Below are 19,247 nucleotides of genomic sequence, written 5' to 3' on the forward strand. Positions count from 1 at the left end.
AGGCGCATGTCATTGCTCATCGAACGCGCCCGTTACCACCTTTCGGCCCACAACGTGCGGCAGCTGCCGCCCGACGAAGGGGCCGAAGTGGCCTTCGCCGGCCGCTCCAACGCCGGCAAGTCCAGTGCGCTCAACGCGCTGACCCGCCAGAACGCGCTGGCCCGTGTCTCCAAGACCCCCGGCCGCACCCAGCAGCTGGTGTTCTTCCAGATCACCCCGGAAGCCCATCTGGTCGATCTGCCCGGTTACGGCTACGCCAAGGTGCCGCTGGACCTGCAGGCGCACTGGCAGGCCTTCATCGACAAGTATTTCCGCACCCGCGAGGCCCTGAAGGGGCTGGTGGTGGTGATGGACATCCGCCACCCGCTGAAGGACTACGACCGGCAGATGCTGGCCTATGCCGTGCAGCGTGGCCTGCCGGCGCATGCGTTGCTGACCAAGGCCGACAAGCTCAGCCGCAGCCAGCAGATGCAGACCCTGCAGAAAGTGCGCAAGGAACTGCACTCGGCCTACGGCGACAGCGTCAGCGTGCAGGTGTTCTCCGGCGAAGACCGCACCGGCGTGGACGAAGCCCGCGGCGTGATCGGCGGCTGGCTGGGGTTGGAGTAAGCGCTCCCCCGTCGCCCGGCTGGCAGCCGGGCGCTACCGGATCGGGTGGGTGCCGACCTTGGTCGGCACACCCTCACAACGGCGAATACTCCGCCGGCACCCACGCATAGGCCTTGCCTTCGCTGCGCACATGGCCCAGGCCGGGGAACGGCAGGTGTGCACCGGCCACCCACCAACCGTGGGCGGTGGCCTGCTGCAGCAGGCTGCGACGGCTGGCGGTGGCCGCCTTGCGGTCCGAATCGGCCTCGAACGCGGCTTCCGGGTGGGCGAACTGCACCGCATGGAAGTGCAGCACATCGCCCCACACCAGCAGCGACTGGCCCTGGCTGTCGAACCGGTAGGAGACATGGCCGGGCGTGTGGCCATGGGTATCCATCGCCACCGCGCCACCGGGCAGGGCATCGCCGGGGCTGAACGTGCGCAGGTGGCCGCTGGCCTGGTAAGGCGCCACCGCGTTGCGCGCCAGCGGGAAGGCGAAGCGCACCCCCTTCGGCGCGGTGGCCTCGCTGGCCGGATTGAGCCAGTAATCGGCATCGGCATTGGACAGCCACACCGTGGCATTCGGGTAGGCCGGCTTGCCCTGCGCGTCGAGCACGCCGCACAGATGGTCCGGATGGGCGTGAGTCAGCAGCACCTCGTCCACCTCGGCCGGGTCCACGCCGGAGGCGCGCAGGTTGCCCAGCACTTGGCCCAGGCCGGGGCCGAAGCACTGCGCAGTGCCGGTATCGACCAGGGTCAGGTGGTTGCCCTGGCGCACCAGGAAGGCGTTGATCGCGGTCTGCAGGCCCTTCTTGTCTTCAGGCACGTAGCGGCCCTCCAGCAGGCGGCTGACCAGCGTTGGCGGCACGTCGACCACTTCCTGCCGGCCCAGTGCGACCACGCCGTCGAACAGGGCGGTGACCTGCAGTGCACCGATGCGCTGGTGGTAGACGCCGGGGACCTGCTGGGTGGGGGCGGGCGAAGTGGCTTCGGCCAGCGCGGCCAGTGGCAGGGACGACAGGGCCAGCAGCAGGGCGCCGCGTAGCGGCGAGGGACGCAGGGGCATGGCGGTTCTCGGTGGATGACGGGCGGTTCCGTTGCGCCCAGCGTGCCGTGGCCGGCGTGTGCAGGGCGCTCAAACCACTACGCGGAATGCTCAGGGAGGGGGGGTGTCTGCAGGGCTGCGCCCTGCACCCGCTACGAGCCAGAGCAACAGCCGAAGCAACAGCAACGGCCGAAGCAACAGCGGCTATCCGTGGGATGGCGGGGTGGGTCCGGTTGCGGGGGACGCCGTAAATACGTCCTTGTAGGCTCGGTCGCGCCATCCATGGCGCTCACGCCCCCGCAACCGGACCCACCCCGCCTTCGACAGTTTTCCGCGATCTGTTGGAAATGCTCTTGGGGTCAGATCCGTTTTCCGTAGGAAAACGGATCTGACCCCAGATCGATTTCGATATCTGACAGAAAAATCGTGTCGACCAAGGTCGACACCTACCAACAGCCGAGTGAACCCGTCGAAGGTGGGGCGGTGTCGGAGTGCGGGGTGTCAGCCGCATGGATGCGGCTGCCAAGCTTACAGGGACGTACTTGCAGCGTCCCCGCACTCCGACACCGCCCCGCCATCCCACGGATAGCCCGCTGTTGCTGTTGCTGTTGCTTCGGCTCTTGCTGTCGCCTCGGCAGGTGCAGGGCGCAGCCCTGCCGAACCCCCCTCAAATGTCTGTAGGAGCCAGTCCGTACTGCTCGGCGAAGCGCTTGCTGAAACTCGCCGCAGACCGGTAGCCCGCGCGTGCGGCGACGGTCTTCAATGGCAGGTCGGTGGTGTAGAGCAGCTGCATGCCATGCGCCAGCCGTGCCTCGGTGAGCAGCTGGCGCAGGCTGGTGTCCTCGGCTGCAAGGCGACGGCGCAGGGTCGCACCGCTCAGCGCGAACTGTTCTTCCACATCACGCGATTGCCAGTCGCGAGCCGGTTCGGCGGCGATGCGGTCGCGGATCTGTTCGCCCAGGCTCGGTGCCTGCGGCAGCAGCAGGTTGCCGTGGCCCTGCCGGCACAGGGTCAGCACCAGCGAGGCCAGGGCCAATCGTGCCTCGCTGTAACGGCCGTCCTGCAGCGATTGCCGCCACTGGCGCAGCACCGTGCCATGGTCGATCAACGACAGTCGCGTCATCGCCTGGCCCGGGGCGGGAAGGTCCTCGCTCCACAGCGTGCGTGCGGCCGCCAGCACTTCGGTACACAGCGGCACGATGGCGCTGAGGTAGCGGCCACTGCGCGGATCGGGGCTGTTGACCACGTCGATACGGCAGCGCTGGGTCAGCAGCAGGATGTCGCCAGGGATGAATTCCAGCGACTGGTGCGCGGTACGCACCTGCTTGCGGCCTTCCAGCAGGATCGCGAACTGTGGTTGCGGAATCTCCACCGAGCTGGCGCCATGCTCTTGGCGAGCGGTGATGCATGCATAGCCTTCGGCGCGCGCGCAGCCGGCCAGGCTGGCCATCTCGGCCAGTAGTACGGTGGCCGGGGGCAGCATGGTGGTCATGCCACGTGGGCGCCGAACAGACGTCCGACGCCTGCAGCGGCGGCCATTGCCAGCGCGCCCCAGAACATCACCCGGATCGCGCCACGCACCGGCGGTGCGCCGCCGGCCCGGGCCGCCATCGCGCCGGTCAGGCACAGGCCCAGCAGGGTGCTGCCGGTGGTGATCACTGCAACCTGGTCCACCGGGGTGAGCAGCGATGTCAGCACCGGCAATGCGGCGCCGCAGGTGAACGCCCCGGCCGAGGCCAGCGCCGCCTGCAGCGGGCGCGCGCGCAGGGTATCGGTGATGCCCAGCTCGTCGCGTGCATGGGCACCCAAGGCATCGTGCGCGGTGAGCTGCTCGGCCACCTGCCGTGCCAGCGCCGGGTCCAGTCCGCGGTGGCGGTAGATCGCAGCCAGCTCTTCCAGCTCGCTGTGCGGGTCTTCGTGCAGTTCGCGTTTTTCCATCGCCAGGTCGGCGTCTTCGGTGTCGGCCTGGGTCTGCACGGAGACATACTCTCCAGCAGCCATCGACATCGCGCCGGCCACGGTGCCAGCCACGCCGGTGGCCAGGATGGTCGCCGCGGAGGCGCCGCTGGCGGCCACGCCGACCACCAGGCCGGCCACCGAGACGATGCCATCGTTGGCCCCCAGCACGGCGGCACGCAGCCAGCCGACGCGCTCGGAGCGGTGCAGTTCGGGGTGTCGTGAATGGCGGCTCATGGCTTGAGTGTACGAGGGTCAAGAGGGCGTCGGTAGGATGCTGAAACCCGTCACCGTCGCATGACGCAACGGGGTGCCACGCTATAGTGCGCCCTTGCGATGGAAGGCCCCGGGCCCCACATCCCCTGCCACTGTCCAGCGAGCCTTCCCCTTGTCGAGCCCCAGCCACGTCGCCGATACCCCCATTACCGACCGCTCGCAGCTGGTGGAGGTGATCGCCTCCGGCGAGAAGCCCCGCGCGCAGTGGCGCATCGGTACCGAGCACGAGAAGTTTGGATTCCGCCTGGATGACCTGCGACCGCCGACCTTCGAGGGCGAGCGTGGCATTGAGGCACTGCTCAACGGCCTGGTCCGCTTCGGCTGGGAGCCGGTGCAGGAGAACGGCAACACCATCGCCCTGCTGCGCGATGGCGCCTCGGTCACGCTGGAACCGGCGGGCCAGTTGGAACTGTCCGGCGCGGCGCTGGAGACCATCCACCAGACCTGCGTGGAGACCGGCACCCACCTCAACGAGGTGGCACAGGTGGCCGGTGAGCTGCAGCTGGGCTTCCTCGGTATGGGCTTCCAGCCGAAGTGGAAGCGCGATGAGATGCCGTGGATGCCGAAGGGCCGCTACAAGATCATGCGCGCGTACATGCCCAAGGTCGGCTCACTGGGCCTGGACATGATGACCCGCACCTGCACGGTGCAGGTGAACCTGGACTACGCCACCGAAGCGGACATGGTGAAGAAGTTCCGCGTGTCGCTGGCGCTGCAGCCGATCGCCACCGCGCTGTTTGCCGATTCGCCGTTCACCGAAGGCAAGCCGAACGGCTACCTGAGCTACCGCTCGCACATCTGGACCGACACCGACGCCGACCGCACCGGCATGCTCGACTTCGTGTTCGAGGATGGCTTCGGTTACGAGCGCTATGTCGATTACCTGCTCGACGTGCCGATGTATTTCTCCTACCGCGATGGCATCTACCACGACGCCAGCGGGCAGAGCTTCCGCGATTTCATGCAGGCCAAGCTGCCGGTGCTGCCGGGCGCGCTGCCGACGCTGCGCGACTGGTCGGACCACATGACCACCGCGTTCCCGGAAGTGCGCCTGAAGAAGTATCTGGAAATGCGCGGTGCCGACGGTGGCCCGTGGAGCCGCCTGTGTGCGCTGCCGGCATTCTGGGTGGGCCTGTTGTACGACGACACCGCACTGGATGCGGCCTGGGACCTGGTGCGTGATTTCACCCTGGCCGAGCGCCATGCACTGCGCGACGGCGTGCCGAAGCATGCGATGAACCTGCCCTTCCGCACTGGCAGCGTGCGCGACCTGGCCCGTGAAGCGGTGAAGATTTCCGTCGAAGGCCTCAAGCGCCGCGCGGCGCGCAATGCCGACGGCCAGGACGAGAGCAAGTTCCTGGACGTGCTGCAGGAGATCGTCGAGTCCGGCCTGACCCCGGCCGAACGCAAGCTGGCGCTGTTCCATGGCCGCTGGCACGGCGACGTCGATCCGGTGTTCCGCGAGTTCGCGTACTGACACTGTTCCGGCAGGTGCCAGCCGGGGCCGGCACCTGCCGTTGCGTCACCAGCCGCGCGCTGCGAACAGGCGCGCGTAGATGCCGCGAACCACATCCTGCTTGCTGCGGTTGTAGGCCTGCACGTTGGCATTGCCCTGCAGTGCTGCCTGCTTGGCCTGTGCATAGCGCCTGCGCTCGTCTTCATGGCTGCGCAGCCAATCGCGGAACAAGCAGTGGCGGAGGTGCTCGGCGCAACCAGGTGCGAACACGTGCAGGTTCACGCGCGGCACGTCCAGCCGCAGCATGCGGTGCTGGTACCACGAGGGTTCGCGGATGGTAAGCACGTAGCCCAGTGCCTGCAGCGGTGGCAGCCAGGCCGCTTCGTCGGCGGGATCGGCAACCAGCAGGTCGATGTCCAGTACCGGTTTGGCGGGCAGGCCCGGCACCGCGGTGGAGCCGACGTGCTCAATGCCCAGCGCGTTGTTGCCGAGTGCCGCCTGCAGCTGCGTGCGCTGCTGCTCGAACTGGTCGGCCCACAGCGTGGACCAGGGCACCACCTGCAGCGCTTCCGGCTGCGGCGCGCCGAGAACCCAGGGATTCTCGTCAGGGTCGCCATCGGCGAAGGTAGTGATTGCGGTGGGATCGAACGGGATATCGGACATGCCCACCATGGTGCCATGCCCGGCGGTGATGTCAGCCCGGCTTGCCGTCGCGACGTGGGCTCAGGTAGATCCAGCCCAGACGCGCCACCCATGGTGCAAGCGCCAGCAACCAGCCGATGGCTGCGGCGAAATGCCACGCATAGGCGTCGGGCATCAGTTCGGCGACGATGCGCATGATCGCCACCGCCTGCAGCGCGACGAACGCAAACCAGGCCACTGCCGGCATCACCAGCGGTCGCCCGGAATGCCCCTGGGTGACCCGGGTCACCATCGCCACCAGCAGGCTGCCGAACAGGCCCACGGCGAGGGCATGCAGCGGCGCGCGGCCGAGCAGTTGCAGATGGCCCAGCATCTGGCCGATGTCCTGCAGCAGATACAACGCGAAGCTGATCGGCAGCCACGTCAGCGCCAGGAACAGGGCCGCGAGCAGGCCCGGCATCGGCCCGCGTGGCCACCAGTGCCATAGCGCCTGCAGCGACAACATCAGCAGCGGCGCATCGGCCAGCCACAGCAGGTGGTCGATCTGCAACGCGCTCAACAGCAGGCGCAGCATCAGCAGCGCCCACATCGCGGCCAACCAGCGCAGCGGTCGCCACGGCACGTAGCCGTTCACCACGTTGTTGGCGAAGAACGGGATCATCCGGTGCGCGACGGTGAGGTAGACCGGCAGCAGCAGGCCGAAGGTGCCGAGTGCCACCGTGACCGGCATCAGGGTGGCGTGGCCGCGCACCACTGCCATGAACAGCAGCAGCCCCAGGCAGCCCAGCAGCAGTGCGGCATAGCAGGCGCGCGCATGCCAGTTGCGGTTGGGACCGGCGGCCTTGAGCACGCGTCCCAGCACGATCAGTCCGGCGCTCCAGCCGGCCAGTGCCAGCAGCAGGCCGGGCCACAGCCCGGGTGTCCAGCCGCAGGCGGCGGCAATCAGCAGCGCCTGCCCACCAAACAGGCCGATGCCGACCGGCGCGTAACGGCTGCGTGGCAGCTCCGGCTGTGCCATCCAGCGCGGGAACACGGTGAGCAGGAAGCCGAAGATGAAACTGGGCAGCACCAGGTACTGCATCAGCAGCGCGTGCAGCCAGGCCGGAGGCAGCGGCGATGGCTGCGGCGTCCACAGTCCGCGCAGAGCGCCCAGCCACAACGCCCACCACAGCATTGCCAGCAGCAGGTTGCTGGCGCCGATGAAGAACAGCAGCCGGTGCGGCGCGCGCATCAGCATCGCAGGGGAGGGCAGGCGGGCCATGCAGCGAGTCTGCGCCGGAGGGGGCGGCCGCTGCCTTGACCTTCGTCATGCCAACGTATGGATGGTGCCAGCCAGCGGCCGGCACGACCAGAAAGAAACCCCGGCAGTGCCGGGGTTCTTCGTTCACAGTCGCCGATCGATCAGGCGGCGTTCTTCATCGTCGCCATGTCGATCACGAAGCGGTAGCGCACATCGTTCTTCGCCATGCGTTCCCAGGCTTCGTTGACGTTCTTGATGTCGATCATCTCGACGTCACTGACGATGCCGTGCTCGGCACAGAAGTCCATCATTTCCTGGGTTTCGGCCATGCCGCCGATCGCCGAGCCGGTCAGGTGCTTGCGGCCGAAGATCACGCTGCCGCCGGTCAGCGGCGGATCCAGCTCGGTCAGCACACCGACCAGGCACATGGTGGCCTCGCGCTTGAGCAGGCCCATGTACGGGTTGGTGTCATGGCCGACCGGGATGGTGTTGAGCAGGAAGTCGAAGCTGCCGGCGTGCGCCTTCATCTGCGCGGCGTCGCGCGAGACCAGCACTTCGTCGGCGCCCAGGCGCTTGGCGTCGGCGCCCTTTTCCGGCGTGGTGGTGATCATCACCACATGCGCGCCGAGTGCCTTGGCGAACTTCACGCCCATGTGGCCGAGGCCACCGAGGCCGATCACGCCGACCTTCTGGCCCGGGCCGACCTTCCAGTGGCGCAGCGGCGACCAGGTGGTGATGCCGGCGCACAGCAGCGGCGCGGCCGCCTTCAGGTCGAGGGTGTCGGATACCTTCACCACGAAGCGCTGCTCGACCACCACGTGGTCGGAATAGCCGCCGTAGGTCGGCGCACCGCTTTCGCGTTCACGGCCGTTGTAGGTCCAGGTCGCGCCTTCGGCGCAGTACTGCTCCAGGTCGTGCTCGCAGGCGTCGCAGTGGCGGCACGAGTCGACCATGCAGCCCACGCCGGCGTGGTCGCCGACCTTGAAGCGGGTGACGTTGCTGCCGACCTCGGTGACGCGGCCGATGATCTCGTGGCCCGGCACCATCGGGTAGATCGAGCCACCCCAGTCGTCGCGGGCCTGGTGCAGGTCGGAGTGGCAGATGCCGCTGTAAAGGATCTCGATGCGCACATCGTCCGGGCCGACCGCGCGGCGTTCGAACTCGTACGGGATCAGCGGGTCGGTATGTGAATGGGCGGCGTAACCACGGGCGAGGGACATGGGGAATCCTTGGCAGGGTTTGTCGAAAGGCGTTTTACAATACGCCCCGTACACAGCTGCAAGAAGCGCGGATATCGGCATGATTCATCAAGTGGAACTGCACAATCATGGCCACTGACAACCTCTCCCACCTGGCCGCGTTCGCGGCGGTCGCGCGCCACCGCAGCTTCCGCCGCGCCGGCGCCGAGCTGGCGCTGTCGACCTCGGCGGTGAGCTATGCGATCCGCGCGCTGGAAGAACGCTTGGGCGTGGGCCTGTTCCATCGCACCACCCGCAGCGTGGCCCTGACCGAGGCCGGGCAGCGCCTGCTCGAGCGCCTGCAACCGGCACTGGGGCAGGTGCATGACGCGCTGGAAGAGATGAACCAGTTCCGGGCCGCCCCGGCCGGCCTGCTGCGCATCAACGCCACCCGCGCGGCGGTGCCGACCCAGTTGCGGCCGCGGCTGGCGCGTTTCCTGCACGCGCATCCGGACATCCGGGTGGAACTGACCGAGAACGATGGCCTGGTCGACATCGTCGCCGAGGGCTACGACGCCGGCGTGCGCCTGCATGAGTTCGTGCCGGAGGACATGGTGGCGGTGCCGATGGGGCCACCGCTGCGCGGGCTGATCGTCGGCTCGCCGGACTACCTGCGCCGGCACCCGGCGCCGCAGCACCCGCGCGACCTGGCCGCGCACGAATGCATCCGCTTCCGCTTCGCCAGTGGCCATCTGTACAAGTGGCAATTCGAACGCGAGGGACGGGCGTTGGAGATTGATGTGCCGGGGCGACTGACGCTGGGCGAGCAGGGCACCGTGGTCAGTGCGGTGCTCGATGGCATCGGCCTGGCCTATGTGCTGGAAGACACCGCGCGGCCGTACATCGACTCGGGGCAGATGGTGGCGGTGCTGGAAGACTGGAGCGAACCGTTCGCCGGTTTCGCGCTGTACTACCCGAAGCAGCGGCAGATGCCTGCCGCACTGCGTGCGTTCGTGGATATGCTGCGCGAGTGAGTTGCGATGGATGATGTGGTGCCGACCAACGGTCGGCACCTACCGGGATGGCGTCCACCAGGACCAGACCAGTAGATCCACGCCATGCGTGGATGCCTCTCCAGGAATCTCCGCGCAATACGTGGGGACCGATAAATACTCGGACTTCTACGACAGTTCAGAGGCCGCGGAGAGGTTGTCCACCATCTTCCGATACATTGCCGTGAGCTGGACGGTCTGGCGGCGGCTTACTTCTGTCTGAAGTCCTGTTAGAAGATAGTCCTTCCAGCGTGCGTCCAGCATCGTTGAGAAATGGCGGAACAGCCGCCATTCGTCATCTACGTTTGGTACCCCGTACTTCGACAGGTGGTTCACCACCGCGCTCAGATCGTCGTTGGGATGGCACCTGTCCGGTCTTCCAATTCCAGGATGTGCTGAGTTGCGATTGCAGAGAGCATGAAAGTAGATGTAGGTAAAATGGCGCACGGGCTCGCGGATATCCCAGCTCCACAGCTCGCCTTCAATACAGTTCGCACGGATGTAGTCCATCACGGACATGCGCTGCTGATGTAGATTCTGGATTTCTGCGCCGTGATCACAGGTATGTCGTTCGCTTGCGAAGCCTCTGAGAATGCACCAGTAGAGAAAGAAGGCGGTAGCCTGATCCCAATATTCCCACCTGTCTGAATTGGCATTCTGCCCTGGACGATCATTTCCAGCCGCAGCGTAGCTTGGCAAGGAGTAGCGGTGCATCTGTGCAAGTTTGATCTGCCAGCGCCGAGGCGTGCTGGGGAGGGCAAGCACGCAGTCTGGACGAGTTGTGAGCATCGCGGCCGTTCTCTTGGGCATATCCTCGACAATGAGCTGAGGAGCAGCCTCAACCAAATCCTCAGCGAGGGAGCTCGGAGACAACTGCAAAGGCAGGTTGTCTACTGTTGCCGGATCAAACCAGACTGAATCTACCCAGCAGACGAAGTGGCGGCCCGATTTCCGGGGTGGATAGTATTCGGGTGCGAGAACCTCGTGATTCCAGCTGATTTCCAGGCCCGTGGGGCGGTGAGACATTCCGCCAACAGAGTTGGAGTACGCGAAGGAAGTCGGCTTCGGTGCCTTCGCTCCGATGCGTTCGGCAATGGAAAGGACCGGATCGCTATCGATTCGTTGCCCCAGGAGATTGCAGAGTTCGGAAAAGAGATATCGCATGTGACCGCGCCGAAGAGATCGACCACGAATAGTCCCTGCAGTCTTTCCAGTAGGCCATACAAGAAGTTGCAAAGAGCCCTGCGAGGTAGCTTCGCCTGAGTGCGTGGCACACAGCTGCGCCTTACTGGTTGACTACGGCGCCTGCAACACCGGCCCCAACAACGCCATGCACTCACGCAGATGCACCTCTACCGGCGCATCCTCGGCCACCACACCGATCACGCGTTCGCGCAGCGGCTCGGCCACGGCCATCGCCAGGATCAGCCGCGCCATGCACGCGGCATCTCCCTCGCGCAGCAGCCCGCGCTGCTGCTGACGCGCCAGCCAGTCGGCCAGCAGCGCACGGCCGCGTTCGATGCCGTTGTCCAGGTAGGCGTGCAGCAGCGCGTCCTTGCCAGGAAAGTCGGTGGCCAGCAGCCGGAACACCTGCACCGCCTGCGCCGACAGTGCCTGCGCGCAGACCGCCTGCAGGATGTCCTGCAGCAACGGCAGCACCTCGTCGGCGTTGCGCGCATCGCGCTGCAACTGCGGCGCGAAGCCGTCGGTCCACTCGCGCACTGCCAACCCGACCAGTTCCTCGCGGTTGCTGGCGTGGCGGTACACGGTTTTCTTCGCCACCCCAGCGTGCGCCGCCACCGCTTCGATGGTGGTGGCCTCGTAACCCTGTGCCAGCAGCAGTTCCAGGGTGGCCTGCAGCACCGCGTGGCGGACTTCGGTTTCCGGTCGCGCGGGGCGGCCGCGGCGGCGGGTCGGCGTTGTGGGCTCGGGCAGGGTGGTGCTGTTCATTACGCCCATCTTACCGCATTCAGATAATTGCGAAACGAATTGCGTTTCTTTATTGTCGGGCCTCCCAACCCCGCAGGAGACCCCCGATGGAAACCGCTGTGAACGCTCGCGCCTGGCTGAACCACCACGATCTGCTGGACCCGGCACCGATGCATCTGGAAACCGGCATCCAGCGCCGCGAAGACGGCACCCTGCTGGTGGCGGTGCGTACCGATCTGCATGGCTGCAAGGGCCGCATGCTGGACTGGTGGTTCACCTTCTTCGAGACCACCCAGCACATCCGCTGGTGGCATCCGGTCGACCATGTCGAGCATCGCGGCTGGGACGCGGCCTGGCAGCGTGGACGCAGTTACCACGGTGCCAGCATCCATGCCGTGGAATCGCTGGCTGACATTCCGCCGGTGGCGGCGCGCCTGAAGTTCCATGACCCGCGCACGCTGCTGGTGCCTGAGCGGCTTCAGGCGGCACAGGATGCAGGTGGTGTATCGGCGGTGATCGCCGCGCGCATCGGCTTCGGCGACCACGTACGCCTGGATGCAAACGGTGATCCCTGCGACGGGCAGATGCTGCACGTGGCGCGCGATACGCCGTTTGGCTGCGTGCTGCGCAGCCGCTTCGTACTCGGCCTGGACAGCGCCGATCCGCAGCGCGATGCCGGCGATGCTGTCGGCCTGGGCCTGCTCAAGCACTGCTATACGGAGTTCAGTTTCCTCTCGCGCCTGCTGCCGTCGCTGTACTACGGCGAGCGTGCCAACGGCGAAGCGGTGCCGTTGCCGTGGTGAACGATGCGCCGGTCATTCGACCAGCACGTCGTAGCCTTCGCCACTGAACTGGATCAGACAGAAGCCATGGCCGAATGGATCGGCCAGCACGGCGATGCGCCCCCAGCGACGCTCGCGCACGGACTGCTCAAGTGTCGCCCCGGCCGCAACCGCACGTACCACTGCAGCTTCGATGTCATCCACCACCCAGTCCAGGTGCAGCGGCGTCCAATGGCGCTCGTAGTCGCGCACGTCGCCGTCTTCAGTAGCGACGCTGCCAGCTTCGTTCTGCAGCAGGTACAACGGTGTTGGCCCGCCGAGCAGTTCCACGGCCTCCGGCCCGAGACGGCGGCCGATGCGCAGGCCGAAGGCTTCGGTGTAGAAGGTTTCAGCGACAGCAAGATCGGGCACGTCGAGGTTGACGATGAACGACGTGGTGACGGAGTTCATGGGGACTTTCGTCATGTTGTTGGGCACGGATGGGCGGTCTAGGATCGCACTGTAGTTCAGGATCGGAGTGCCCGGTCGTTGCGACTGGTGGCCTCGTTGCCAGGGAGGATTCCATGCGGGATCTGGAAGTGGAAGCGCGACTACGCACGCTGGAGCAACGGGCAGCCCGATGGCGCTGGCTGCTGGTGGCAGCGCCCGTGCTGATGATGTCGATCGTGCTGGCCGGTCGCGGTTTTGCCAGGCCGGAGGCCGGCATTGTTCCGGAGATCCGCACCCAGCGCCTGATTGTGCTTGATCAGGAAGGGCGCAAGCGGGTGGAGATCGGCGAGGACGCGCCGGACCTGCATATCAAGCGCAATGCGCGGGTGGCGGGGTTGATTATCTTCGATGGCAATGAACAGGAACGCGGCGGCATGGTCACCGCCGACGATGGCAGCGCCACGGTTGCCCTGGATGCCCCGCGTGGCGTTGGCTATCGCGTGTCAGATCGGGCCGGAATGAAAGTGGGCGCGGACGGCTCGGCGCTCATCGGAGTCCTGTCCAACGCCGGGGGCTTTGCCGCCAGGCTGGTCGCGCAGGGGGCGGAAGGACAGCTGGAGCTGAGCCGCGTGGATTCCGCCGAAGGCGGAGCATCCACCCGCGTGGTCCACGTGGAGGCTGATGGCAGGTGACGGAACAACAACAGGCTCAACCAGGGAGCACAACATGCATGAGCAGGATATAGCCCTACGCTTGGAACGCCTGGAGCACGGGCTGCGCCGCAGGAATCTGCTGGCTGCCTCGATGTTCGCGCTGGGCGCATCGTTGGCCCTGATCGGAACCAGCGTGGCCACACCTGATGCCGGCGTGGTGCCGGAGATCCGTACCTACAAGCTGACCGTGCTCGACAGTGAAGGGCGCACGCGCGTGCAGATTGCCGAGGATGCCAGTGACATTGCCCGCAACTCACGCGCAACGGGCATGACCATCTACGATGCGAAGGGCGATGAGCGCGGTGGCATCGGCACCATGGCCAACGGCAGCGCGGTGATGGCGTTGGATGCACCGGTTGGCGTGGGTTACAAGGTTCGCGATCGGGCGGGCATGAGGGTCGCGGCCGATGGCTCCGCCGTGATCACGGCACTGTCCAATGAGGGCAGCTTTGCCGCCAGCCTGGTGGCGCAGGGCAACCAGGGGCGGCTTGAGCTGAGTCGCAAGGATTCGGCCAAGGGCGAAATCAGCACCCGTGTGCTGACCTTTGATTCGGACTCGACCAAGGTGGAGAAGGCGCCGTGATGTGTCCTGTGGCGAGTGGCGCGTCGCATCCACGCATCGCGTGGCTCTACGGCGCGCGCGGGTAGTCGAGGTAGCCTGCTTCGCCACCACCGTAATAGGTGTTGCGGTCGGGCGTGGCCAGCGCGACGTCGTGCTGCAGACGCTCGACCAGATCTGGGTTGGCGATGAACGGCTGGCCGAATGCGGCCAGGTCGATGGTTCCGGCCTCGACCAGCTGCAGGGCACGCTCGCGGGTCATGCCACCGGCCAGGATCACGGTGCCACCGTAGGCCTGCTTGAACTGCCGCAGGAAGGCCTCGCCCAGCACCGACTGCCCCGCCTGCAGGTTGTCGTTGAGATGCACATAGGCCAGCCCGCGCTTGCCCAGCTCCTCGGCCAGGTACAGATAGGTGGCTTCGTTGTCGGGGTAGAACGGCATGTCGAAGGTGAGGTTGTTCGGTGCCAGGCGCACGCCGATGCGATGCGCGCCGATGCGCTCGGCCATCGCATCGACCGTCTCCAGGATCAACCGCGCACGGTTCGGCAATGAGCCGCCGTAGCGGTCCTCGCGCTGGTTGATGAGCGGGTTGAGGAACTGCTCGAACAGGTAACCGTTGGCGGCATGCAGCTCGATACCGTCGAAGCCGGCCGCAATGGCGTTGTCCGCCCCGCGTATGAAGTCGTCGATGATGCCGGGCATCTCCGCGGTCTGCAGCGCACGTGCCGGAGTGGGATCGGCGTGGCCACGACTACCATCGTCCAGGTACACGAACGAGGTGTTCTTCGGTGCGCTGGCCACCGGGCGCGTACCCGCGCTGACCGGTTGACCGCCCCCGGGCTGCAGCGAGGCATGCGACATGCGGCCCACATGCCAGAGCTGGGCGAAGATCCTGCCCTGCTCGGCATGTACGGCCTCGGTGACCAGCTTCCAGCCGGCCACCTGCTCGGCCGACCAGATGCCCGGCACATCGATGTAGCCTTGGCCCTGCGGCGAGACCGGCGTGCCTTCGCTGATGATCAGGCCGGCGCTGGCGCGCTGCCGGTAGTACTGCGCGGTGAGCGCGTTGGCGATCGCGCCGGGATTGCGGGCGCGGGTCATCGGCGCCATTGCGATGCGGTTGCGCAGGGCGGTTCCTGACAGGTCGAACGGGCGGAAGAGGGCGGTGGTCATGTCGGTCATCTCGGTGCGGGGGAGAGGCGCCAGCGGCGCGATGCACACAGGATGGAGTTGACATGCGGGTGCATAAAGCGCTTCGATCTCCCTTGGGGCGGGACTATTTGTCCCCAATGGAGTGCGAACGATGCTGCCGCTGGAATCCTTGAATGGCCTGGTGACGTTCGTCACGACCGCACGCTCGGGCAGCTTCACCGAGGCGGCAGACGCGCTGGGCATCTCGCGCTCGGCGGTGGGCAAGGCCATCGCCCGGCTGGAAACGCGGCTGGGTGTGCGCCTGTTCCATCGCACTACGCGGCGCATCGCACTGACCACTGATGGCGAGGCGTACTACGCCTCCTGTGCGGCGGCGCTGGAAGAAATCTCCGCGGCCGAGGCCTGTCTGGGTTCGGCGGGCCTGCCCAGCGGGCGGCTGCGCATCGACATGCCGTCCTCGTTCGGGCGGCTGGTGGTGCTGCCGGTGCTGCTGCGGTTGTGCCGGCAGTATCCGGACCTGCAGTTGACGATGACCTTCACCGATCACTTCGTCGATCCAGTCGAAGAGGGCATCGACCTGCTGATCCGCTTCGGTGGGCTGCACCAGGCCGAGCACCTGGTCGCGCGCCGGTTGGGGCGCCAACGCCTGGTCACCTGCGCATCGCCGGAGTACCTGCGGGCGCATGGCGTGCCGCGCACGGTGGAGGAACTGGCGCAGCACCGCAGCATCGTCGGCTTCCGCCATGGCCAGCCGATCTGGTGGCGGATCGGCAGCGAGGAGGACGAGGGAACGTTCATTCCCAGTGCGCCCTATCAACTCAATGATGGCGATGCGGTGATCGAAGCGGCAATCGCCGGCCTCGGCATCTGCCAGATGCCCATTTCACTGGTGCGCCGCCATCTCGATTCCGGCGTGCTGCAATCGGTGCTGGACGAACACATGCAGCGGCACATCGACATCCATGCGCTGTGGCCACCGACGCGTCACCTGCGGCCGAAGGTGCGCTACGTGGTGGATGAACTGACCCGGTTGGCGGAAGAAGGTCTGTTTGATTGAGCGGGGCCCGGAAACCGGGCCCCGCCTGTGGAACCGCTGCGCCTGGCCTACTTGAAGTTGTAGCGCAGGCTGGCCATGTAGCGGCGGCCCAGTGAATCCAGCACATACGGGAACGGCCCGATGTCATCGCCCACGTTGATCACCGACAACGTCACCCGTGCGGCGTCGGTAATGCGGTACGTGACGTTGGCGTCCCAGGTGGTCCAGCTGTCGCGATAGAAATACTGACGACTTTCCGGGGTATCGGTCATGGTGTACTGGGCGCGGCTGGTGTAGTTGGAGGCCACGCCGTAGTTCCAGTTGCCGATGCGATGCTGGGCGGTCCAGCGGAACTGGCGCTTGGGTTCATTGAAGCTGCCCGCCTGTTCGACGAACGGCACGTCCCGGTTCGCGGCCTGGCCACGGTTCTTCGGCATGTAGCCGTAGAAGTCCAGGTCCAGCACGCCGAAGCGCGACAGGTCCCAACGGTAGCCGACTTCGGCGGTCCAGCCGCGGAACATCAGCACCGGGCCGTTGCCATACTCGGTCTTGATGTCGGTAGCCACGCCGGTGTTCGGATCACGCGTCACCAAGCTGCAGAAGCGGTTGGCGTTGGGCACGTTGGCGGCGTTGAAGTCGGCAGTGTCGAAGCAACCGGTGATGATGTCGTTGGCACTCAGCGACGTGATCACGTTGTTGATCTTGATGTCATACCAGTCGGCGGCGACGCGCAGGCCCGGGATCCATTCCGGCGCGAACACGATGCCGGCCGTCCACGACTTCGCCGTTTCGTTCTGCAGGCGGGTGCTGCCGTTGGTCGAGCCCAGCGTATTGGTCGGCTGCTGGCGGAAGGTGTTCGGATCGGCGCCCGGGTAGGCGGCGAAGAACGCCTGGCAGTTGCGGCGACGCACCGCCGGATTGGAGCCGCCGCTGATGTTGTCCAGCGAGCACACTTCCGGAATGTTGTAGTAGGCCGGCTGCTGGGTGGTGTAGAGCTCGGCGATGGACGGCGCGCGCAGTGACTGGGTCTTGTTGCCGCGCAGCTGCAGGCCGGCGATCGGTTCGTACTGGATGCCGTAGGTGAACGCATTGAACGCGCCGGCGACGGAATTGTCGACGCGGCGGAACTTGGCGGTCAGGTCCAGGCGATGCAGGCCCGGGATATCCCAGTCGGGATTGAACAGCGGTGCCAGCACTTCGGCGAACACTTCATTGGTGTGGTATTTGCCTTCCGCCGCCTGGGTCGGCACCGAACGGCCCTGGCCCAGGCGCTGGTACTCGCTGGGGGTGAAGGAGCCTTCTTCGCGGCGGTGTTCGAAGCCGGCCGCCGCGGACAGCTCGCCGCCGGGAAGATCGAACAGGCCGCCGGATACCGACGCATTGATGACGGTCTGGCGGGTCTGCGCCTTGGCCACGGTCCGGGTGGAGACATAGTCCAGGGCTTCGCGCGACGCCTGGTTCTCGCCGAACAGATTCAGCGGGCGGCAGTTCGCATCGGCCGTGGTGCCCGGACGGGTGGCATCACAGATGATGCGCCCGCTGGCGTCGGTGGTGACGTTGATCGCATTGATGAAGTTCTGCTGGATCAGGCCGGTGCCGAGGTAGTCGAAGTCACCGCGGCCGTGGGTGACGCTGGCTTCCCAGTTGAAGCTGCGCTTTCCAATATCGAAGAAGCCGTTCAGGCCGAGCACCGCGCGGGTCAGGCGGGTCTCGGTGCTGGCGTTGTTCATCGACAGGTCTCGCGAAGAACGCGACAGGCGGAACGAGGTGATGCCGTTGTCCGCGAGGATCTTGCGGGTTTCCGCACTCAGGAACGGATTGCTGGCGCTGAAGGTCAGTGCACCGCTGGCGGCACCGCCGCCGTCCAGGCGCGCATTGCCGAAGGACACGGCGTTGTAGACGTTCTGGTCCAGGGTTTCGCGGGCGGTCGCTTCGTATCGCGAAAGCTCGAAGAAGCCGCGCACGTTGTCGGTGAAGTCGAAGCTGCCTGTGGAGAACACCGAGCGTCGTTCGAGGTCGGCGATCAGCGGCACCGTCTCGAACAGGTTCAGGCCGTCCCCGCCCGAGGCGTTGCCGCCCGCGTAGCTGATGCCGGGGTTGAACTCGACCAGCTTGCCCTCGTTGTTGAACTGCCACAGTTTGTCTTTGTTCGGGCCGAAGCCAAGGATGTCGCCCAGGCCGTTGCGCGTGTAGCTGCCGGTCGCCGGCATCACCAGGCCACCGAAGGTCATGCTGGCAATGCGCCGGTTGCGGATCCAGACCTGGTCGGGGATGCCGTCGGCCGGCCCGGTATTGAACGGAATGCTGCCGTCGATGCGGCCATCATTGGTTGGCCGGCGCAGGGGCTGGGCAGTGGCGTTGGCCGCCGTGGGATTGGCCTGCAGGCTGTAGCCCTGGCGGTAGAAATCGCGCTGCAGCGCGTTCACGCCATCGGCATTGTCCAGTTCCGCCGCCACCACGATGTGACCACGCCCATCGGCGAATCCGGTACCGAAGATGGCCGACCAGGAGTAGCGCTCGTTGTCGTTCTTGCTGGTTCTGCCATAGCCCAGTTCGACTTCGGCACCCTCGAACCGGTCGCGCAGGATGATGTTGTTGACGCCGGAGATCGCATCCGAGCCATAGGTGGGTGCACCGCCAACGCTCAGGCTTTCAATGCGTTGCACCATGACGCTGGGAATGGCGTTCATGTCGACCTGGATGCCCGAGCCACCGCCGGCACCGAAGATGGTGGGCGGTGTGGAGGTGACGAAGCGGCGTCCATTGACCAGAGTCAGCAGGCGATTGCTGCCCAGGCCGAACTTGCTAACTTGCTGGCGAAGTTGACGCCGGCGCCGAACCCGGCCTGGTCGCCACGTGAACTCACGCCAGCACTGACGCCGGGAATCCGGGTCACTGCGTCGATGAGGTTGGTGTCGCCATAGTTCTCGATCGATTCACGGCTGACCACCGCGGCGGGCTCCAGCGTATCGAAGCCGGCGCGGTAAATGCGCGAGCCGGTGACGGTCATCCGGTCCAGCTGCACGGGGGTCTTGCTGCTGGCGGGCTCGGCTTTCTGTTCCTGCGTGGCGGCCTGCTGCGCCATGGCCGGTGCGGCGGCCACCAGCATCAATGCCGAACCCAGCGCGACAGACAAGCGACTGCGGGCGAACAACGGTCGGTACATGATTTCTCCCTGGTCACGCCAATGTGACTCGGGGATAAACGCAGGCG

The 19,247-nt window shown here is 66.2% G+C and carries 19 protein-coding genes; 7 read left to right on the plus strand and 12 right to left on the minus strand.

The annotated features are described in order from the left end of the window. The first annotated feature begins 6 nt into the window (after nt 1-6). On the plus strand, nt 7-609 hold the full coding sequence (gene yihA, locus VPH47_RS03145) for a ribosome biogenesis GTP-binding protein YihA/YsxC (protein WP_368850098.1): 603 nt from the start codon (nt 7-9) through the stop codon (nt 607-609). A gap of 73 nt (nt 610-682) precedes the next feature. On the opposite strand, the gene VPH47_RS03150 is transcribed toward yihA, so the two are convergent. From VPH47_RS03150 to VPH47_RS03160, 3 genes are all read right to left on the minus strand, one after another. After that, nucleotides 683-1,654: an MBL fold metallo-hydrolase gene (locus tag VPH47_RS03150; protein ID WP_368850099.1), complete on the minus strand. Its 972-nt coding sequence runs from the start codon at nt 1,652-1,654 to the stop codon at nt 683-685. Nucleotides 1,655-2,300: 646 nt separating this feature from the next. Next, nucleotides 2,301-3,125: a helix-turn-helix transcriptional regulator gene (locus VPH47_RS03155; protein ID WP_368850100.1), complete on the minus strand. Its 825-nt coding sequence runs from the start codon at nt 3,123-3,125 to the stop codon at nt 2,301-2,303. Then, nucleotides 3,122-3,826 (minus strand): VIT family protein, encoded by a 705-nt coding sequence (locus VPH47_RS03160; protein WP_368850101.1) that lies wholly within the window; start codon nt 3,824-3,826, stop codon nt 3,122-3,124. The genes VPH47_RS03155 and VPH47_RS03160 overlap by 4 nt, the downstream gene beginning before the upstream one ends. A gap of 151 nt (nt 3,827-3,977) precedes the next feature. Between VPH47_RS03160 and VPH47_RS03165 the strand changes: the two genes are divergently transcribed. Continuing rightward, nucleotides 3,978-5,342 carry a glutamate--cysteine ligase gene (locus VPH47_RS03165; protein ID WP_032129893.1) on the plus strand — a complete coding sequence of 455 codons (1,365 nt, stop codon included), beginning with the start codon at nt 3,978-3,980 and terminating at the stop codon, nt 5,340-5,342. Between the two features lie 45 nt (nt 5,343-5,387). Here the strand turns inward: VPH47_RS03165 and VPH47_RS03170 are convergent, their stop codons facing one another. The 3 genes from VPH47_RS03170 to VPH47_RS03180 all read right to left on the minus strand — a co-directional run bounded on the left by VPH47_RS03170 (nt 5,388) and on the right by VPH47_RS03180 (nt 8,423). Further along, nucleotides 5,388-5,984: a GrpB family protein gene (locus VPH47_RS03170; protein ID WP_368850102.1), complete on the minus strand. Its 597-nt coding sequence runs from the start codon at nt 5,982-5,984 to the stop codon at nt 5,388-5,390. Nucleotides 5,985-6,015: 31 nt separating this feature from the next. Next, nucleotides 6,016-7,224: an NnrS family protein gene (locus VPH47_RS03175; RefSeq protein ID WP_368850103.1), complete on the minus strand. Its 1,209-nt coding sequence runs from the start codon at nt 7,222-7,224 to the stop codon at nt 6,016-6,018. Nucleotides 7,225-7,364: 140 nt separating this feature from the next. After that, complete coding sequence (locus VPH47_RS03180) at nt 7,365-8,423, minus strand: NAD(P)-dependent alcohol dehydrogenase (RefSeq protein WP_005419275.1); 1,059 nt, start codon at nt 8,421-8,423, stop codon at nt 7,365-7,367. Nucleotides 8,424-8,530: 107 nt separating this feature from the next. Between VPH47_RS03180 and VPH47_RS03185 the strand changes: the two genes are divergently transcribed. Continuing rightward, nucleotides 8,531-9,415, plus strand: coding sequence for a LysR family transcriptional regulator (locus VPH47_RS03185; RefSeq protein WP_368850104.1), 885 nt, complete (start codon nt 8,531-8,533; stop codon nt 9,413-9,415). 147 nt (nt 9,416-9,562) lie between these two features. On the opposite strand, the gene VPH47_RS03190 is transcribed toward VPH47_RS03185, so the two are convergent. Together VPH47_RS03190 and VPH47_RS03195 are read right to left on the minus strand one after the other, a co-directional pair. Continuing rightward, nucleotides 9,563-10,597 (minus strand): hypothetical protein, encoded by a 1,035-nt coding sequence (locus VPH47_RS03190; protein ID WP_368850105.1) that lies wholly within the window; start codon nt 10,595-10,597, stop codon nt 9,563-9,565. A 132-nt stretch (nt 10,598-10,729) separates the two neighbouring features. Beyond that, on the minus strand, nt 10,730-11,392 hold the full coding sequence (locus VPH47_RS03195) for a TetR/AcrR family transcriptional regulator (RefSeq protein ID WP_197612242.1): 663 nt from the start codon (nt 11,390-11,392) through the stop codon (nt 10,730-10,732). Nucleotides 11,393-11,469: 77 nt separating this feature from the next. Here VPH47_RS03195 and VPH47_RS03200 point away from each other — a divergent pair, with 77 nt between their 5' ends. Continuing rightward, nucleotides 11,470-12,165, plus strand: coding sequence for a hydrolase (locus VPH47_RS03200; RefSeq protein WP_368850106.1), 696 nt, complete (start codon nt 11,470-11,472; stop codon nt 12,163-12,165). A gap of 12 nt (nt 12,166-12,177) precedes the next feature. On the opposite strand, the gene VPH47_RS03205 is transcribed toward VPH47_RS03200, so the two are convergent. Beyond that, nucleotides 12,178-12,594, minus strand: a complete 417-nt coding sequence (locus VPH47_RS03205) for a VOC family protein (protein ID WP_368850107.1) — start codon at nt 12,592-12,594, stop codon at nt 12,178-12,180. Between the two features lie 113 nt (nt 12,595-12,707). Between VPH47_RS03205 and VPH47_RS03210 the strand changes: the two genes are divergently transcribed. Both VPH47_RS03210 and VPH47_RS03215 read left to right on the plus strand, forming a co-directional pair. After that, nucleotides 12,708-13,265: a hypothetical protein gene (locus tag VPH47_RS03210; RefSeq protein ID WP_110713645.1), complete on the plus strand. Its 558-nt coding sequence runs from the start codon at nt 12,708-12,710 to the stop codon at nt 13,263-13,265. Further along, entirely contained in the window at nt 13,255-13,869 is a 615-nt protein-coding gene (locus VPH47_RS03215) for a hypothetical protein (protein WP_368850108.1), read from the plus strand. Before VPH47_RS03210 ends, VPH47_RS03215 begins: the two co-directional genes overlap by 11 nt. A 46-nt stretch (nt 13,870-13,915) precedes the next feature. Here the strand turns inward: VPH47_RS03215 and VPH47_RS03220 are convergent, their stop codons facing one another. After that, the gene (locus tag VPH47_RS03220; protein WP_110714377.1) at nt 13,916-15,019 is read right to left on the minus strand and encodes an alkene reductase; all 1,104 of its coding nucleotides are present in this window, start codon (nt 15,017-15,019) and stop codon (nt 13,916-13,918) included. A 130-nt stretch (nt 15,020-15,149) separates the two neighbouring features. Between VPH47_RS03220 and VPH47_RS03225 the strand changes: the two genes are divergently transcribed. After that, nucleotides 15,150-16,055, plus strand: a complete 906-nt coding sequence (locus VPH47_RS03225; protein ID WP_110713642.1) for a LysR family transcriptional regulator — start codon at nt 15,150-15,152, stop codon at nt 16,053-16,055. A gap of 47 nt (nt 16,056-16,102) precedes the next feature. Here VPH47_RS03225 and VPH47_RS03230 read toward each other — a convergent pair whose 3' ends face one another. Both VPH47_RS03230 and VPH47_RS03235 read right to left on the minus strand, forming a co-directional pair. After that, a complete protein-coding gene (locus VPH47_RS03230; RefSeq protein WP_368851565.1) occupies nt 16,103-18,829 on the minus strand; it encodes a TonB-dependent receptor in 2,727 nt (908 codons plus the stop codon). Then, nucleotides 18,808-19,200: a TonB-dependent receptor plug domain-containing protein gene (locus VPH47_RS03235; protein WP_368850109.1), complete on the minus strand. Its 393-nt coding sequence runs from the start codon at nt 19,198-19,200 to the stop codon at nt 18,808-18,810. The genes VPH47_RS03230 and VPH47_RS03235 overlap by 22 nt, the downstream gene beginning before the upstream one ends. Between the last annotated feature and the right edge of the window lie 47 nt (nt 19,201-19,247).

Origin of the sequence: Stenotrophomonas sp. WED208, from assembly GCF_040984485.1 — a bacterium.
GTDB lineage: Bacteria > Pseudomonadota > Gammaproteobacteria > Xanthomonadales > Xanthomonadaceae > Stenotrophomonas > Stenotrophomonas riyadhensis.

Coding starts and splice junctions, on each gene's coding strand:
- yihA (WP_368850098.1), top strand. CDS start 7: ATGTCATTGCTCATCGAACGCGCCCGTTACCACCTTTCGGCCCACAAC.
- VPH47_RS03150 (WP_368850099.1), bottom strand. CDS start 1,654: ATGCCCCTGCGTCCCTCGCCGCTACGCGGCGCCCTGCTGCTGGCCCTG.
- VPH47_RS03155 (WP_368850100.1), bottom strand. CDS start 3,125: ATGACCACCATGCTGCCCCCGGCCACCGTACTACTGGCCGAGATGGCC.
- VPH47_RS03160 (WP_368850101.1), bottom strand. CDS start 3,826: ATGAGCCGCCATTCACGACACCCCGAACTGCACCGCTCCGAGCGCGTC.
- VPH47_RS03170 (WP_368850102.1), bottom strand. CDS start 5,984: ATGTCCGATATCCCGTTCGATCCCACCGCAATCACTACCTTCGCCGAT.
- VPH47_RS03175 (WP_368850103.1), bottom strand. CDS start 7,224: ATGGCCCGCCTGCCCTCCCCTGCGATGCTGATGCGCGCGCCGCACCGG.
- VPH47_RS03180 (WP_005419275.1), bottom strand. CDS start 8,423: ATGTCCCTCGCCCGTGGTTACGCCGCCCATTCACATACCGACCCGCTG.
- VPH47_RS03185 (WP_368850104.1), top strand. CDS start 8,531: ATGGCCACTGACAACCTCTCCCACCTGGCCGCGTTCGCGGCGGTCGCG.
- VPH47_RS03190 (WP_368850105.1), bottom strand. CDS start 10,597: ATGCGATATCTCTTTTCCGAACTCTGCAATCTCCTGGGGCAACGAATC.
- VPH47_RS03195 (WP_197612242.1), bottom strand. CDS start 11,392: ATGGGCGTAATGAACAGCACCACCCTGCCCGAGCCCACAACGCCGACC.
- VPH47_RS03200 (WP_368850106.1), top strand. CDS start 11,470: ATGGAAACCGCTGTGAACGCTCGCGCCTGGCTGAACCACCACGATCTG.
- VPH47_RS03205 (WP_368850107.1), bottom strand. CDS start 12,594: ATGAACTCCGTCACCACGTCGTTCATCGTCAACCTCGACGTGCCCGAT.
- VPH47_RS03210 (WP_110713645.1), top strand. CDS start 12,708: ATGCGGGATCTGGAAGTGGAAGCGCGACTACGCACGCTGGAGCAACGG.
- VPH47_RS03215 (WP_368850108.1), top strand. CDS start 13,255: ATGGCAGGTGACGGAACAACAACAGGCTCAACCAGGGAGCACAACATG.
- VPH47_RS03220 (WP_110714377.1), bottom strand. CDS start 15,019: ATGACCACCGCCCTCTTCCGCCCGTTCGACCTGTCAGGAACCGCCCTG.
- VPH47_RS03225 (WP_110713642.1), top strand. CDS start 15,150: ATGCTGCCGCTGGAATCCTTGAATGGCCTGGTGACGTTCGTCACGACC.
- VPH47_RS03235 (WP_368850109.1), bottom strand. CDS start 19,200: ATGTACCGACCGTTGTTCGCCCGCAGTCGCTTGTCTGTCGCGCTGGGT.